The sequence below is a fragment of the Deltaproteobacteria bacterium genome, from assembly GCA_003194485.1.
Classification (GTDB): Bacteria; Desulfobacterota; Dissulfuribacteria; order Dissulfuribacterales; family UBA3076; genus UBA3076.
Genome location: PQXD01000004.1, coordinates 88,506 through 103,830 on the forward strand (window position 1 = coordinate 88,506; position 15,325 = coordinate 103,830).

Sequence of the window (15,325 nt, forward strand, 5' to 3'; positions counted from 1 at the left end):
GAAAACTACGGGGGCTTCCGTTAAACTGTTCAAAGAAATATCCCCTTCCCGTGAACGGTTGCCATCCGTGCCCTGCCGCAGGAGCGGTTTGCCTTTTGCAGGGTTTCGATCGCGGGCCAAATTGCACTGCCTCTCCGGTCTGCGATGAGTGAGCTTTGAAACCCGGAAAAAGGCAACCGCTTCAAGGCAGGATATAGCAGGATATAAAGGGTTCATAAGAATATTTACAAGAGGGGCATCCGGAATCTGCGTTATCACTCAAACATTTCCGGATGAGACCTGTGCTCCTTGGAACGTGGCCATTTCAAGGTATATCTTGAGGCCGGCCTCTATAATTCCCATTGCCAGGGCTGCACCAGTGCCTTCCCCGAGACGGAGATCGAGATCCAGAACGGGCTTCAGTCCAAGGTATTCGAGTTGGACCCTGTGACCGCACTCGACTGACTGGTGAGAGGCAAACAGATAATCCCTGATCAGGGGTTGAAGGGCATAAGCTGCAAGGGCACCGGCAGTAGAAATAAAGCCGTCCGTCACTATTGGTGTCTTTCTTGAGGCCGCACCGATAATAACCCCGCAAATGGCCGCGATTTCAAGACCACCCACTGCGGCAAGCGTTTCGATAGGGTGATGATGAGGATCCGGTCTGTGCCTCTCAATGGCCTTTTCGACAATCTCTGTCTTGTGCGACAGGGCCTCAGAACTGATACCTGTCCCCCTGCCGGTTACATCACGTGCTGCCTTGTCACAAAACACGGCAGTGAGGGCGCTGGCAGGGGTCGTGTTGCCGATTCCCATTTCCCCTGCGGCAAGAAGAGTGGCCCCATTTGAAATGGCCTCTTCTGCCAATTCCGCACCTATCAGAATTGCCGAAACAGCCTCTTCTCTGGTCAAGGCAGGTCCCCTGATCATGTTCCTGGTCCCGTGGGCCACTTTGCGGCGAATTAATCCCGTCAGTTCCGGGAAATCGTAATCCACCCCTATATCCACCACCATAACTTCGGCGCCCACATGTCTTGCAAGGACATTTATCCCGGCGCCACCTGAAAGGAAATTGTAAACCATCTGGTAGGTGACTTCCTTTGGAAAGGCGCTTACGCCCTCTTCAGTTACACCGTGGTCTCCGGCAAACACTAAAATGGTTTTTTGGGGAAGAGGCGGCCTCAGGTCACCGTGAATCAGGATATATTTTTTTGCAAGCTCCTCCAGCCGGCCGAGGCTGTCTTTAGGCTTGGTAAGATTGTCGAGGTGAGACTGAATCCTGTGTTCTTGACCGTAGTCTATAGGATCAATCGATTGCAGAAGTTCCTCTAATCTCTGTTTCACTTATTGCTATTTCCTTTCAGTTTCAATGGCAACCCCGCCACGATAAGGATTACCTTGTCGCAGATTTCTGCAAGCTTCTGATGGAGCCGGCCGGAAAGATCCCTGTATCTTCTGCCCACAGCTTTCTCTGGTACCAGGCCCAGTCCAATTTCATTGGATACCAGAATCGCAGGTGTAGTTATTTCTGAGAGTGCTTCAAATAGATCCAGGACTGAATGCTCAACAGAATCCGGTTTGTGCTTCATAAGGTTTGACAGCCAAAGGGTCAAACAATCAACGAGAATCACCGGGCATATTCCTGAGCATTGACGTATAATTTTCGGGATCTCTGTCGGCTCCTCCACTGTCTCCCATTGAGGCCCGCGTTCCAGTCTGTGTCTCCGGATCTTTTCTTTCATCTCTTGATCCAGGGGCTGGGCAGTAGCCACATACAGTCCTCTGGCCGCACCCTTATTTGCCTCTATATACTCTTCACCCAGCCTCAAGGCATACTTGCTCTTGCCGCTCTGTGCCCCTCCGAGGATCAGGATATTAAATGCCATTGTGATAATGCCTGGGGTATTCCCGGCCTCATGTGGTCAAGTAAAATGGGGCCCCGAAGATATACTGGACATCTGTATCTGGATTAAGTAAATATCCCTTTTCCCTGATTCTTGAGCAGGTCTCCATAACGGGCCAGTATCCCATCTATTACCTTTTTACCTGAGTTGAAGGCCACCATGATAGTACCCTTTTGGGCTACCAAATCTCCTGCCAGGAATAATCTTGGAATATTGGTTTCGCCATATTCATCCGTCATCGCCCTGTTTCTATCAAATTTTATCCCTATTTTCTCGAGAAATTTCCTGGGAGTCATGCCTCCGAGGCAATAAAATACAGCATCAAAGTCTATATTCCTTCCATCTTTAAAGTTCACCAGGACCTTATCGCCTTGTGGCTCCAGACCTTTTATGTCCGTTGCCATCATCGTGTTGATGGTGCCCCTGCGGACGCATTCATTTACATTACATATGTTGATTTCATTCAGGCGAAAGAATTCAGGACGTCTGTAAGACAGAGTTACGTCATTATGTTTTGACAAGAAACACGCTATCTCCGCAGCGGTATCTCCACCTCCTACTACAAGGATTTTTCTTTTTTTTATGGGTGCTTCAGGCAGGCTGTAATAGATTTTGTCCTTTATTGCTTTTGGAATGGGATATCTGGGCTTTACCGGCTTTCCGAATATTCCAATAGCCATCACAACAATCGGGGCCTGAACCTCCAGCCCTCCTCCAGTACGAATGTGGAAATTTTCTTCACGCCGTATCACATCTTGCGCCTCATTCCAGTAGCGGATATCCAAATCATTTTCTCTTACGACCTTCTTCATTCTGTCGAGAAAGGCCTCTCTGGTCTCTGTATTGAAGGACAGCTTACCTATAGGCTCGACCTTGACTTTTCGGTGAACCGGATCTACCCGTTTCCCTGCCGGATATAGGCTTTCAATCGTATCACAAATATGACCTTTTTTTTCCAGGACCATAACCGGGCCAATGTTGGCCTCCTTTGCCTCGACAGCAGTGGCTATCCCGGCAGGACCAGCTCCTATGACAGCTAATTTTACCTGCTCCATTGCAACCATCTCTTGATTTTTCCTTTATATGAGGACATAATAAAAATTTTATATGATTTTAATCTTATCTATGACTGAGTATGAAAGAGCAAATTTTCTGCCAAAAAGACAGCCGCCGGACCGATATCAATAAAGGATGTCCACATCCCAAGAATTTTTGTCCCTATCGGCAGTCATGTATAATAAATTATTTAGACCAAGAAAAGATCAGTTCATCAAAAAAAACAGAAATCCGGAAAGTAAATATCCGGTGAACCCGTGGTCCACTGTGGAAGTTGCCATCCGTGCCCTGCCGCAGAAGCGGTTTGCCTTTTACAGGGTTTCAACCGCGGGCCGGATTGCACTGCCTCTCCGGTCTGCGATGAGTGAGCTTTGAAACCCGGAAAAAGGTAACCGCTTCAAGGCAGGATATAACGGGTTCACCGAATATTTACATCCGGAAAGTAAATATTCGTAAAATAGGCAAGTAGTCCTTGGTTAAATGAATATTCTTCTTACAAACGACGACGGAATATATGCCCAGGGATTGTACTCACTTTATGAGGTCCTTAAGGATGAGCATGAGGTGTTTGTTGTCGCTCCTGATAGCGAATGTAGTGCTGTGGGCCATGCAATTACCCTGGCAAATCCACTCAGAGTCCGTTCTGTAAAGCGCAAAGGTTCAGTTTTCGGATGGGCTCTGAATGGTACACCGGCAGACTGTGTTAAGCTTGCAGTACATGATTTAATTAAGAAGCCTATTGATCTTGTCATTTCAGGAATTAACCATGGTGCCAACATTGGTATAAACGTTCTTTATTCAGGAACAGTTTCTGCTGCTGCAGAAGCAGCTATACTCGGAATAAAATCTGCTGCTGTTTCCCTTGACACATATCGGGCCCCTGATTTTTGCTTTGCAGCAAATTTTACAAAACGGCTTATTGCATGGCTTAATGAAGTCGATTTATCATCCGGAGTAACGATTAATGTTAATGTGCCAGCCTTGCCCCCTGATCAAATATTGGGTGTGAGAGCAACTAGACAGGGAACTTCAGGATTTGTTGAACAATTTGATAAGCGAGTAGATCCCAGAGGCAATATCTATTATTGGCAAACTAATAGTGAGACATCAGCTATCCATAAAGACGATGACATAGACAGTATCGCCTTGAAGCAGGGTTTCATCACCATTACTCCTATCCATTTCGATCTCACATCTTACACAATATTAAATTCTCTCCCTGTACCGCAAATTTAGTGCGCTTCCTGTCTGGATGGTCACTTTTCGAAGACTTACTGAAACAAGATAAACTTGTATTAACAACATTTTTTATTTCATTTTTTCTATTCAATCTCTCAGCTACTGGTCCTTGATTTTAGCGTATTTCCATTATCTTAGCCTGGTGATCTACATTTGGTGCTGATATTTCATATCTATTGACAAGTCCGAATTATTTCTGTATTTATATTGTCGAGTTTGTTAATTGGCTAATCCATATCAAAATCTGGAAGGAAAGATTCTGTTGATTTATTTATATAAATTTTGCATTTATTTTGGACATATTTGACAATCATAATATTAAATTAGAAATTAAAATCAATACATTCAAATCTCTAAAATCACAATTTTCTTTGATGTAATCAGCAAAGGAATGGAATTTACTATACAATAAATGTATATTTATGCTTGAAAAATCAGAAAGGAGCTTATCATGACTGGAAGAAAGAGAAGCAGGCCCTATAATGTAGATGACGTACGATATGTACATAACCATTATATAGAAATGACGGCTTCCGAGATAGCCGATAAGCTTGGTATCAGCAGATTTCAGGTATCAAAGATTGTCAGTGAGCTCAGGAAGCACATAGATTTGCCCAAGAAGACTGTACGTCGGCCTAATCCCATTCTTAAGTTTCTTGAAGAAGAAGGTATTAAGCCAAAAGAGGTGACCAAGACAAAAAATACCAGGGGGAAGAAGAAATCTTAGCATCCTAATAAGCATACCTGAAAAATTTTAATGCAGCTGTATCATTATTTGACACAGCTGCTTTTTTTATTTATATGACTATTGAGTTAGCTCCGCTTCGATATATAGTCTTTGATTATTGGTTAATCATCCCTTGTCCCTCCAATGCTCTCATCCCTTGTTTTCTGAGGCTTTTGCAGCATGGGACCCTCCCTGTTCTCCTCCGCTGCGCTCCGGAGCCAGGGTTTTCCGTACTGCAAAAGCCAGGAAAACTACGGGACTTCCGCAAGTCGCTCCAAGGGATAATTACCCAATAATCCGTTACAATCAGCATATGATGCGGAGCTATACACGACGTCAGACATAGCTGCCGAAAATTGATAGATCCCTTTCAACAATTAATGTGTAATTCAAAATACTTATGCGAAATAGCAATTGCAAAAATCGGCAATTACTTATGACGCTGTATATAACTCAATAGTCATATTTATTTACCAAATTAGACCCGTGTTTGTATAATATCCCGGATTGCGTCCTGTTGATCGAGATAGCATGGCATGTTAGGTTAACTCAGTCTCGAAGTAAATATTCGGTGAACCCGTGGTCCACTGTGGAAGTTGCCATCCGTGCCCTGCCGCAGGAGCGGTTTGCCTTTTGCAGGGTTTCGATCGCGGGCCGGATTGCACTGCCTCTCCGGTCTGCAATGAGTGAGCTTTGAAACCCGGAAAAAGGTAACCGCTCCAAGGCAGGATATAACGGGTTCACCGAATATTTACGTCTCGAAGTGAAGATATATCCGTTGTGAAGGAGCCTGTTTTATGGAATATGAGGCGGTAATAGGCCTTGAGGTCCATGTTCAGCTGCAGACTGAAACGAAGATTTTCTGCCCTTGCTCAACTACGTTTGGTGCCCAGCCCAATACGCATTCATGCCCGGTGTGTGTGGGTATGCCCGGAGTTCTGCCTGTACTTAACAGGAAAGCGGTGGAGTTTGCCATGAAAATGGCGCTGGCTACTAATTGCAGAATAGCCCCTCTCAGTATTTTTGCGAGAAAGCACTATTTTTATCCTGATCTGCCCAAGGGCTATCAAATTTCTCAATATGAGCTGCCTCTGGCTGAGAGCGGTTGGGTCGAAATCACTATAAACGGACAGGCCAAAAGGATCGGCATTACACGCATCCACCTGGAAGAGGATGCCGGCAAATTGATACATGATGAAAACAGTCCTGTCAGCTATGTGGATTTCAATCGGACAGGTGTGCCTTTGATTGAAATCGTGAGTGAGCCTGATATCCGGAGTCCTGAAGAGGCTGCTTTATATCTCAGGAAAATCAGACAGCACGTCCGTTACCTGGAGATCAGCGACGGAAATATGGAAGAGGGCAGTCTGCGCTGTGATGCCAATATCTCCCTGAGACCCAGAGGCCGGAAAGACTTTGGCGTCAAGGCAGAGCTCAAGAATATGAATTCTTTCCGTCATGTGCAGAAGGCTTTGGAGTTTGAGATAAGACGCCAGACAGCTATCTTGCTTGACGGTCATGAGATAGTACAGGAGACCCGTCTTTGGGATGCGGCCAAGAGTATTACGGTCCCGATGAGAGGTAAAGAAGAGGCCCACGATTATCGATATTTTCCTGATCCGGATCTGGTTCCGGTCGAGATTGATAATGACTGGATAGCCGAAATAAAGGCGGAAATGCCTGAGCTGCCTGATGCAAAATGCACTCGCTTCAAGGAGCAATACGATCTTTCAGACTATAACGCAGGAACCCTCACAACCTCAAAGTCCCTGGCTGATTACTTCGAAGAATGTGTGGCCCTGTTTCCCGCCCCAAACATTGTCAGCAACTGGATAATGGTTGAATTGCTCCATCTTCTGAAACAGGATGAGCGGGAAATAGACGATTGTCCGATATCTCCCGCCGGCCTGGCAGAGTTGCTCAAGCTGATAGATGAAGGCACTATCAGCGGCAAGATGGCAAAAGACATCCTTGAGCAGGCATATGATTCAAAAAAGAGTCCCAAAAGGATCGTGGAAGAACAGGGACTTGCCCAGGTAAGTGATGAATCCACACTTGGTGCTGTGGTTGATAAAGTAGTGGAGGCCCACCCAAAAGAGGTGAAAAAATACAAGTCCGGCAAGACAAAGATCCTGGGTTTTTTAGTTGGACAGGTTATGAAGGCGACAAAGGGACAGGCCAATCCCAAAAAGGTAAACGAGTTGTTGCAAAAGGCCCTGGGCTTATGAAAGACATTGCTGCTGGAGACAACGACTCGCCATTAACCCTGCTCCAGAGAGAAGGCAATACATCTATAGTGCCGCTCCATTGGGAAAACCATGTTCTTTATTTATTGGACCAAAGGTTATTACCCCATGAGGAGACCTGGCTTGAGTATAGATCTGGAAGAGATGTTGCTCAGGCTATAGAAGATATGGTGGTAAGGGGAGCACCGGCCATAGGGATTGCCGCCGCTTTTGGCATGGTTTTGGACGCCTACTGGCTCAAGGACGAAGAATACAGGGACAACTTTGTGGAGAAATTGCTGGAGGAAGCGGCTTTCATGCTTCAGGCCCGGCCTACGGCAGTAAACTTGAAGTGGGCAATAGAAAAGCTTACAGGGCTTGCGCGCAGGCATTCCGGGTTGAATCCGGACGATCTCGCAGCCATTTTGGAAAAGGAGGCCATTTCTATTTGGACAGAAGACATAAAGGCAAACCTGGCCATAGGATTTTATGGTCAGGCCCTTTTACCGGAAACCGGCGGCGTACTCACTCACTGTAACGCAGGCGGCCTTGCTACCGGTGGATATGGAACCGCCCTTGGAGTTATCAGGGCCGCTCTTTCCGAGGGAAAGGAGATCGATGTTATTGCCGGTGAGACCCGCCCCTGGCTCCAGGGTGCCAGGCTTACCGCCTGGGAGCTTATCAAGGACGGGATAGCGGTTACCCTGATTGTGGACGGGGCAGCGGGTTTTTTGATGCAAAAGGGGCAGGTCAAGGCAGTGGTGGTCGGGGCCGATCGCATTACAGCAAACGGTGATGTTGCCAACAAGATCGGGACCTACACTATAGCTGAGCTTGCCAGGGCTAATCACATTCCTTTTTATGTGGCTGCCCCTGTCTCCACTATTGACCCTGTCACCCCGTCCGGAGATCAGATCCCCATAGAAGAGCGTATATCCCTGGAAATCACCACTTTTGCCGGAAAGGAGATCGCTCCTTTGGGTGTAAAGGTTCGCAATCCAGTCTTTGATATTACTCCTCACCATCTCGTAACTGCGATAATCACCGAGTTGGGTGTGCTCACCCCGCCATATGGTCCTGCAATTTATGCCTGTTTCTCTTGATAATTTTATCCGGTTGGTTGCAAACGTCTTTGATTCATTCACTGCTGCCCTGTTTATCCGCAGTGACCAGGGAGATGATCTCCGTCTGGTGGCATGGGAGAGTCTCAGCCCCTATATAGTGCCCGGATGCAATATCGGGATCGGACAGGGACTTATAGGCTGGGTTGCACGGGAGGGAAAGAGGCTGCATGCGACCTGTTTTGATAGAGATACCAGGACTCTTGGCATTTACAGCAGAGACATTGATATAAAGGCATTTCTCGCAACCCCCTTGCCAGGCGGTGCAGGGGTCCTGATGGTCGACAGCAAAAATCGCTATTCTTTTCCTGAAAAGAAACAGCGCATTTTAGAAGACTGTGCAGTAGTTGCTTCTGATTTATGGTCTTCATGGAAAAGCTCCCGTGAACTCAGGTTCTATAGTCGTTGGAACAAATGGCGCCACGGCCTTTCAGGGGAAATAGAGCATCTGTTAGCAAGCCTGAAAGAATTGTTGGGGCTTAAGTGCGGTCTTGTAGCCTTTCATGAAAGGGGCAATAATATCTTCATAATAAAGGCCACCATCGGACTGCCTCAAAAAGTTCGTCTGGAAGGTGAGAGTTTTGACATGAGAAAAGGCCTTGTCGGCTGGCTTCTGAGATACAAAAAGCACTTGATTCTCAGCCGTTATGGAGCGGATAAACATAAGTCTTATTTTTTATGGCCTGGTGAGCCTTTTGACAGAGGTCCGGTGGCAATAGGGCTTTTTCAGCCAATCAAAGCAGGTGCATTGGTATGGATTCTTACTGGAGACACGGACTTGTCAGGGTGGCCGGAAGGTCTTGCCGAACTCTTGGTTTTTTCTCTTGATCGAGTCATTAATGATTACACTGCAAAAATTCCTGAAATATGATTCCGCTCAAAATGCTTCAGATGCAAGGCGCGAGATTTCCGAGGAATGAGGCGTACTCAACGTACGTCGCAGTGACGAGGAAATCGAAGCAACGCAGCAGATGGGGCATTTTCAGCGGAATCATTAATGATTGGAAATGCCATGGCACTCAAATACCTTAAAAACATGATAAAACAGGATCTGGCCATGGATTTGGGCACTGCCAACACCCTTATTTATGTTCAGAGAGAGGGAGTGGTCCTGAATGAACCTACTGTAATCGCGTGTTCAGGTGACGGTCTTGTAATTGAGGTAGGGCTTGCTGCAAAAAGGTATCTTGGCCGGACTCCCAAGGGTATTACGGCCGTGCGTCCCATGAAGGACGGAATTATAGAAGATTTTGATGCCATAAGTCAGTTGATCAGGGTCTTTTTGAGCCGTGCACAAGAACGAAAGGGGATCTTCTCCCCGAGGGTAGTAGTTTGTGTCCCTTCTAACATCACCCAGGTGGAAAAACGGGCCGTACTTGAAGCGGCTCAGGAGGCCGGGGCCAAGAAGATATTTCTACTGGAAGAGACCATGGCTGCTGCCATAGGCGCAGGTCTCCCTGTCTATGGAGAACAGCCGCAGATGATACTGGATATAGGTGGTGGCACAACCGAAGTGGCGGTAATAGCTAATGGGTCGTATTTACACTGCGAGACTTTACGGGTGGCAGGGGATGAATTTGACGAGGCCATCGGACGATGGCTGACCGAAGAACGTGGTCTGGTGGTGGGACCCACAACCGCGGAGACTATAAAATGGGAAATAGGATCGGTCTGGGATGATAAAAACGGACTGGATCCAGAGTATAATGTAAGTGGAAAGCATTTTCTGCAAGGCATACCGGTAACGGCTGTAATTACCTCCCGGGAACTGATGCCTGCCATGGAGAAACCGCTACATGCCATTTCCAAGATGGTGGAGGATGTGTTTGACGTTATGTCTCCGGACATCAGGGCCTCGATAAAAGCCAATGGAATAACATTGACAGGAGGCGGGGCTTTGCTGAGAGGCATTATTCAATTCTTGGGCTCGAGGACCGGCCTCATGTTTAATCTTGCAAGTGATCCGCTGACAACTGTGGTCAAGGGTGCCGGGCGGACGATCGAGAACTTTAAGGATTACGAAAAGGTCTTTATCAATTAGAGGCGATATTTTATTCTTTTTTTGTTTCCTCCTGAAATATCACTCTGTTACCTCCTGCCCTTTTTGCGATATACATCGAACTATCAGCTTTGTATATTAATTCGTTGATATCCTCGCGCAATCCCTTGTTTGTTCTCCTGAAGCGTGAGATGCCCAAGCTGAGCGAAGTCTTACCTACGTCCTGTTCATTCAGGTAATTGCGCCGTATACGTTCTGCTATCTGTTTTACCTGCTCTGTACTGGCATGCGGAATCATTACGGCGAATTCATCTCCTCCATAGCGAAATGGGATATCAACATTACTCCTGACGGAATCGTTCAGCACACCGGCAAGGCGCCGGAGCACTTCGTCTCCTGCCTGATGCCCCAAGGCATCATTCAACTCCTTGAAATTGTCCAGATCTAACATGATCAGGAAGAGAGGATAGTTCTGGCGGGTAGCCCTCTGGGCTTCCTTTTCAAGCTTTATGTCGAGAAAGCGTCTGTTGTAAAGGTCTGTAAGGATATCTCTTATGGAAAGTCGTTTCAGCAAGGCCCTGTATCCACGTTCCCTGATTATCCTGTCGAGCTTGGCCTTTAACTCGTCCAGATTAAAGGGCTTTCGAATGAAGTCACTTGCTCCGGCCCTGATGACGTCTGAGTAATTGAAGTCACGACTATATCCTGTTATTGCTATTATGTTGATTTCGGGCCAGAGTTTTTTAATTTCCCGGATAAGCTCCATTCCATCCATTCTGGGCATAAGGAGATCGGTGATTACGATGGTTATCAAGTGCTGCTCCAGCAATGACATAGCCTCCAGGCCGTCACCAGCTAAATAATATTGGTACCCTAAACGGGAAAAGAATTCAGACAATAAATCCAAGATAAAAGGATCGTCGTCAACAATCAGGAGTTGCTGAAGTTCTTGTGGCAGGTCTTTTGGGGTAAAATATGTTTGGCTTTCAGGTAATTCTGATTTTTCTGACAATGTATCCTCCGGGGCAGGAAGGGCCTGCAAAGTAATTATTCAGAATTCCCTGAAAGCATCAACTCAATCTCTCTTTTCCGCTTGATTTCGCTAAATTTCTGCGAACAGAAGACTTGAGATCATCTAAATTGAAGGACTTGACTATATAGTCATCCGAGGCCCATGATGCCAGATCCTGCTTGTACTCAGGATAGGCTGAACTCAGAACGACAGGCACCCTGGGCTTTTTCTGCTTCATTTGACGCAGTACCTCTATACCGTCCATACCAGGCATATTGATGTCCAGTATGACAAGATCCGGCTCCAGGGCATCAAAGGCCTTAAGGGCCTCTTCTCCGCTCATCGCAGAGTGTACTTCGTAGCCTTCCTCTTCCAGCTCTTCCTTGTAAAGGAGATGAATACTCTCTTCGTCATCAACTACGAGTATTTTTTCTTTATTCATAGATCACCTTCTTGGCTGTTTACTTATTGACTATCCAGTAACGGTCTATTCGGGCAACATTACCTCATTAATCTAAATTGATTTCTCTGAGAAACTGAGCGGATTCTTCAGGCGGGGTAGGATTGATATAAAATCCGGTACCCCACTCAAACCCTGCTACCGTGGTTACCTTGGGCATTATTTCTATATGCCAGTGATAGTGTTCCAGAAAAGGACTGCGTAGCGGAGCCGTATGCAACATATAGTTGTAAGGGACGCCGGGAAGGGCCTTGTCGAGTCGCCGCATTGTCTCCAGAAAGAGTTCTGTCAAGGAGCGAAATTGATTATCGTCCATGGAAACGTAAGAAGATTGGTGTTTCTTAGGCATCAGCCACATCTCAAAAGGTGAACGGGGTGCAAAGGGGCAGATCGTAATAAAATCATTATTTTCACATGCTATTCTTATGTCTTGTGATTTTTCCTGACGGATGATGTCACAAAAGATGCAGCGTTCCTTATATTCGTAATAGTGCAAACTGCTCTGGATTTCTTCCTGTATCCTGTGAGGTACGATAGGAAGAGCAATAAGCTGGGAATGTGAATGTTCCAGAGAAGCACCTGCGGCCCGGCCGAAATTCTTGAAGACTATTATATAGCGAAAACGGGAATCCTTCGCCAAATCTACTATGCGGTCCCTATAGGCCCAAAAGCTCTGGATAAGCTGCTCATGAGACATCATGGGCATGGTCTCGTCGTGCCTGGGGGTATCTATTATGACTTCATGGGCACCAATGCCGTTCATCTTATCGTAAATACCTTCGCCCCGTTTGTCCAGATCTCCTTCTATAACCAGTGCCGGGAATTTGTTCGGAACTACCCTGAGGGTCCAGCCGGGTCCATTGGGTGAATGGCCCGGGCGTCCATAGGACAGGACTTCCGGCGGAGTGGTGTGTTCATTCCCGGGACATAAAGGACAAAACCCGCCCTTGGTTCTGTCTTTTTCTATGACAAAGTCGTAAGGGCGTTTCCCTCTTTCCTTGGCAATAATAACCCATCGGCCTATGATTGTATCTCTTCGTAGTTCGGGCATTTAGAATCCCTCAAATCAGCCAGAGCCTGCGTTCAAAGTCCTCATCAGGTGCATGGAGCACTATATAGCCCTCCCGAGGCCATCTATCCAGTACCAATTCATTTTTTTCTGTTTCAACAAAAAAAGTTAATTTATCTTTGGGGTTGGATCCCAGGAGTGCAAAAGGTATTGCCACTTCCGCCACCTCATTTACGGCACACTTTACACCTGTTTCGTTGGTATCGAAGGCCCTCCCATTTTTTAAAAGCCTGAATCTTTTATTAAGGGCACTGGCAGATCGGCTGGGAATCAGTTCGATAGTTATTGTAGCCTTGGATGAGACGATTATCCTGAGGACGAGACCCGGATCCCATGCATCAAAGCCCTTATCTCTGGGATCTATCCTCAGGTAGAGCCGTTCAAGGTCAAATCCATAGGCAATCTCTGCCAGAGAGCTCTCCCCGGAGTGCATAGCTCCCCCCTGGCCTCCCAAGGTCAGTGATCCCGCACCCCTCCATTCCCAATAATAGCTCAAATGCCCATCAATTACGGGATGTATAAAACAAGTTGGTTCAACAGCAGGTATCACCGGACTTGGAGTCCTTATCGGGCTCAGCAGTTCATCAGGAACTGTCATATTAAGACCCTTATAGACCTTTTTGAGATGGGCCCGGAAGAGGTGGTCAAATCCATAGGCATAATCAGTCTCAAATTTGTCTCCATACCACCAGAACCAGTCACTGCCTTCAGCGGCAAAAACGGATTCCATGGCCATATTCAAGGCCTCTTCAGTTATGTTTCCCCGTTTTTTGGCATCGTCGATAGCATTTCTCGCACGACCAAGGGTTTCCCATGCACGGTTTTCTTCCTCACCGCCTATCCAGATGCCGAAATCATGGTTTATCCAAGAGCCTGTATACAGCCCTGACAGGGTACTCGTCGGTGGATTATTTTCCAGATATTGACCAATGGTCACGAGTTCAAGCATTGGTTCCGTGATAATTGCATCATATAGGCCTGTCAAGAAGGATTCCCCACCGTCCCGATAATACTCCCAGGGATTTTCTCCATCCAGAATTATGGCAACAAAAGGGGAACGATCCATTTTCTGAAGGCCGATGCAGATCTCTTTCAGCTTTGAGACAAAATCATTTATTGCATACTGAGCGGGGTTTTTCTGGTAAACGAAACCTATCAGATCTGAAAGCTTATGGTGCCGAAAGACCATGTCTGTGCGGCTGCCGCTTATTTCCACTTTATAAGGCTGAAACAGGCTATGAGGTTCGGTTTTTTCAAGTGAATTGTACAGGATGGCTTCGTCTGTTGCCGTCCAGGAAAACCCGGCTTCTTCTATGAGAGGGATAAGCTCAGGGGCAACGGAACCTTCCGATGGCCAGAGTCCTGCAGGGGTTTTCCCTAAGATCTCTCTGCAATAGCGCCTGCCTTTATCCAGTTGTGCCCTGGCATCTTCCGGATATGTAAATCGCAGAGGGAGTCTGGTCTCCGGTCTGGGCCTTCTCCCGAGATCCGTATCGATAAGCAGGGGAAGAATGGGATGATAGAATGGGCTGGTACTGATCTCTATCTGTCCTTCGATCCATTTTGAACTATAACGGGGAATGAGCCCTTTCATGAGTTCAAGATGGAAGTCAAGGAGATCCATCTTTTCTTCTTCGCTGAACAACCGTCCTTTCTGAAAAAGAGAACTTATCAAAGGATGATTTCTTGAGGAAAAACCTATCCAGGCGAGATTAAACCAGACCTGAAGGTCTAAATAGTCCTGAGTCGAAAATTTTTTTCTCACTTGTGAGGTAAAAGATGGACCAAAGTCCCTTCCGCGCAACTCCAGCAGCTGCAGGTATCTCTTGTTGGGTTCCACCATAGTAGGCCATTGACAGCTGAAAAAATGTGTCAGGATGAACTCCTGATCTGAAGGGGAGAGGTCGGCGGCGGGACGGCGGCTCAATTCCATGAAATCGTCGGTTTTGCCCTGTAAGTAATACTGGATTTGCAGAAGAAGAGATGGAACAAGATTAAAAGTTACTTTTGCCTCAGGCCTGGAGTCCAGACATGCTATCATGTCAGAGTATGACTTGACGGCATGGAGCCTGACCCAGGGCATCGCAAAGCAATCCCTTGCCGGGTCAAGATACAGGGGCTGATGCATGTGCCAAAGGAAAGCAATATTTAATTGCAGCATTATAGGCCTCTGGCCTTCTCCTCCCTTTCCTGCCTGGACTTGCACTCAATGCAACGCGTTGTGACAGGTCTGGCCTTTAGTCGCTCAGCCCTTATCTCTCTGCCACAATCTTCACAAATGCCATAAGTCCCTTCTTCGATCCTGTCCAGGGCGTTATTGATCTTTTTTATGAGTTTTCTCTCTCTGTCTCTGATACGCAGCTCAAAACTACGATTAGACTCTACGGATGCCCGATCTGTTGGATCAGGAAAGCGGTCATTCATGTCGGTCATCTCTTCCAGTGTCTTGTCCGCTTCTCCCAAAAGATCATCGAGTTTTTTCTGGAGTAGGCTGCGAAAATATTCCAGTTGGGCCTGTTCCATTGCTATTATTC

General features: G+C 46.7%; 15 protein-coding genes and 1 pseudogene. 7 read left to right on the forward strand and 9 right to left on the reverse strand.

Annotated features, from left to right (window positions below):
• From C4B57_03460 to C4B57_03475, 4 genes are all read right to left on the reverse strand, one after another.
• Positions 1–258: hypothetical protein (locus tag C4B57_03460; protein PXF55317.1), on the reverse strand; the 258-nt coding region annotated here is incomplete at its 3' end.
• Entirely contained in the window at positions 259–1,299 is a 1,041-nt protein-coding gene (cobT, locus tag C4B57_03465) for a nicotinate-nucleotide--dimethylbenzimidazole phosphoribosyltransferase (protein ID PXF55392.1), read from the reverse strand.
• 20 nt (positions 1,300–1,319) lie between these two features.
• On the reverse strand, positions 1,320–1,853 hold the full coding sequence (locus tag C4B57_03470; protein ID PXF55393.1) for a bifunctional adenosylcobinamide kinase/adenosylcobinamide-phosphate guanylyltransferase: 534 nt from the start codon (positions 1,851–1,853) through the stop codon (positions 1,320–1,322).
• A 95-nt stretch (positions 1,854–1,948) separates the two neighbouring features.
• Complete coding sequence (locus C4B57_03475) at positions 1,949–2,938, reverse strand: oxidoreductase (protein PXF55394.1); 990 nt, start codon at positions 2,936–2,938, stop codon at positions 1,949–1,951.
• Between the two features lie 175 nt (positions 2,939–3,113).
• Between C4B57_03475 and C4B57_03480 the strand changes: the two genes are divergently transcribed.
• From C4B57_03480 to C4B57_03510, 7 genes and pseudogenes are all read left to right on the forward strand, one after another.
• A complete protein-coding gene (locus tag C4B57_03480; GenBank protein ID PXF55318.1) occupies positions 3,114–3,314 on the forward strand; it encodes a hypothetical protein in 201 nt (66 codons plus the stop codon).
• A gap of 105 nt (positions 3,315–3,419) precedes the next feature.
• On the forward strand, positions 3,420–4,175 hold the full coding sequence (locus C4B57_03485) for a 5'/3'-nucleotidase SurE (protein ID PXF55319.1): 756 nt from the start codon (positions 3,420–3,422) through the stop codon (positions 4,173–4,175).
• Positions 4,176–4,629: 454 nt separating this feature from the next.
• A pseudogene (locus C4B57_03490) lies at positions 4,630–4,842 on the forward strand (MarR family transcriptional regulator).
• Between the two features lie 860 nt (positions 4,843–5,702).
• On the forward strand, positions 5,703–7,133 hold the full coding sequence (locus C4B57_03495) for an Asp-tRNA(Asn)/Glu-tRNA(Gln) amidotransferase GatCAB subunit B (GenBank protein PXF55320.1): 1,431 nt from the start codon (positions 5,703–5,705) through the stop codon (positions 7,131–7,133).
• The gene (gene mtnA, locus C4B57_03500) at positions 7,130–8,233 is read left to right on the forward strand and encodes an S-methyl-5-thioribose-1-phosphate isomerase (protein PXF55321.1); all 1,104 of its coding nucleotides are present in this window, start codon (positions 7,130–7,132) and stop codon (positions 8,231–8,233) included. The genes C4B57_03495 and mtnA overlap by 4 nt, the downstream gene beginning before the upstream one ends.
• Positions 8,202–9,122, forward strand: coding sequence for a hypothetical protein (locus C4B57_03505; GenBank protein ID PXF55322.1), 921 nt, complete (start codon positions 8,202–8,204; stop codon positions 9,120–9,122). Before mtnA ends, C4B57_03505 begins: the two co-directional genes overlap by 32 nt.
• Positions 9,123–9,248: 126 nt before the next feature.
• A complete protein-coding gene (locus C4B57_03510; protein PXF55323.1) occupies positions 9,249–10,292 on the forward strand; it encodes a rod shape-determining protein in 1,044 nt (347 codons plus the stop codon).
• 10 nt (positions 10,293–10,302) lie between these two features.
• On the opposite strand, the gene C4B57_03515 is transcribed toward C4B57_03510, so the two are convergent.
• The 5 genes from C4B57_03515 to dksA form a co-directional block, all read right to left on the reverse strand.
• Positions 10,303–11,292, reverse strand: a complete 990-nt coding sequence (locus C4B57_03515; protein PXF55324.1) for a diguanylate cyclase response regulator — start codon at positions 11,290–11,292, stop codon at positions 10,303–10,305.
• Between the two features lie 28 nt (positions 11,293–11,320).
• Positions 11,321–11,704, reverse strand: a complete 384-nt coding sequence (locus C4B57_03520; GenBank protein ID PXF55325.1) for a two-component system response regulator — start codon at positions 11,702–11,704, stop codon at positions 11,321–11,323.
• Positions 11,705–11,771: 67 nt separating this feature from the next.
• Positions 11,772–12,773 carry a galactose-1-phosphate uridylyltransferase gene (gene galT, locus C4B57_03525; protein PXF55326.1) on the reverse strand — a complete coding sequence of 334 codons (1,002 nt, stop codon included), beginning with the start codon at positions 12,771–12,773 and terminating at the stop codon, positions 11,772–11,774.
• Between the two features lie 10 nt (positions 12,774–12,783).
• Positions 12,784–14,952: an alpha-amlyase gene (locus tag C4B57_03530; protein PXF55327.1), complete on the reverse strand. Its 2,169-nt coding sequence runs from the start codon at positions 14,950–14,952 to the stop codon at positions 12,784–12,786.
• Complete coding sequence (gene dksA / locus C4B57_03535; protein ID PXF55328.1) at positions 14,952–15,314, reverse strand: RNA polymerase-binding protein DksA; 363 nt, start codon at positions 15,312–15,314, stop codon at positions 14,952–14,954. The genes C4B57_03530 and dksA overlap by 1 nt, the downstream gene beginning before the upstream one ends.
• Positions 15,315–15,325: the final 11 nt, after the last annotated feature.

Bases quoted from the DNA above. Each gene is read 5' to 3' on its own strand.
- C4B57_03475 (PXF55394.1), bottom strand. From the start codon at position 2,938: ATGGAGCAGGTAAAATTAGCTGTCATAGGAGCTGGTCCTGCCGGGATA.
- C4B57_03480 (PXF55318.1), top strand. From the start codon at position 3,114: ATGTATAATAAATTATTTAGACCAAGAAAAGATCAGTTCATCAAAAAA.
- C4B57_03485 (PXF55319.1), top strand. From the start codon at position 3,420: ATGAATATTCTTCTTACAAACGACGACGGAATATATGCCCAGGGATTG.
- C4B57_03495 (PXF55320.1), top strand. From the start codon at position 5,703: ATGGAATATGAGGCGGTAATAGGCCTTGAGGTCCATGTTCAGCTGCAG.
- mtnA (PXF55321.1), top strand. From the start codon at position 7,130: ATGAAAGACATTGCTGCTGGAGACAACGACTCGCCATTAACCCTGCTC.
- C4B57_03505 (PXF55322.1), top strand. From the start codon at position 8,202: ATGGTCCTGCAATTTATGCCTGTTTCTCTTGATAATTTTATCCGGTTG.
- C4B57_03510 (PXF55323.1), top strand. From the start codon at position 9,249: ATGATTGGAAATGCCATGGCACTCAAATACCTTAAAAACATGATAAAA.
- C4B57_03520 (PXF55325.1), bottom strand. From the start codon at position 11,704: ATGAATAAAGAAAAAATACTCGTAGTTGATGACGAAGAGAGTATTCAT.
- galT (PXF55326.1), bottom strand. From the start codon at position 12,773: ATGCCCGAACTACGAAGAGATACAATCATAGGCCGATGGGTTATTATT.
- C4B57_03530 (PXF55327.1), bottom strand. From the start codon at position 14,952: ATGCTGCAATTAAATATTGCTTTCCTTTGGCACATGCATCAGCCCCTG.
- dksA (PXF55328.1), bottom strand. From the start codon at position 15,314: ATGGAACAGGCCCAACTGGAATATTTTCGCAGCCTACTCCAGAAAAAA.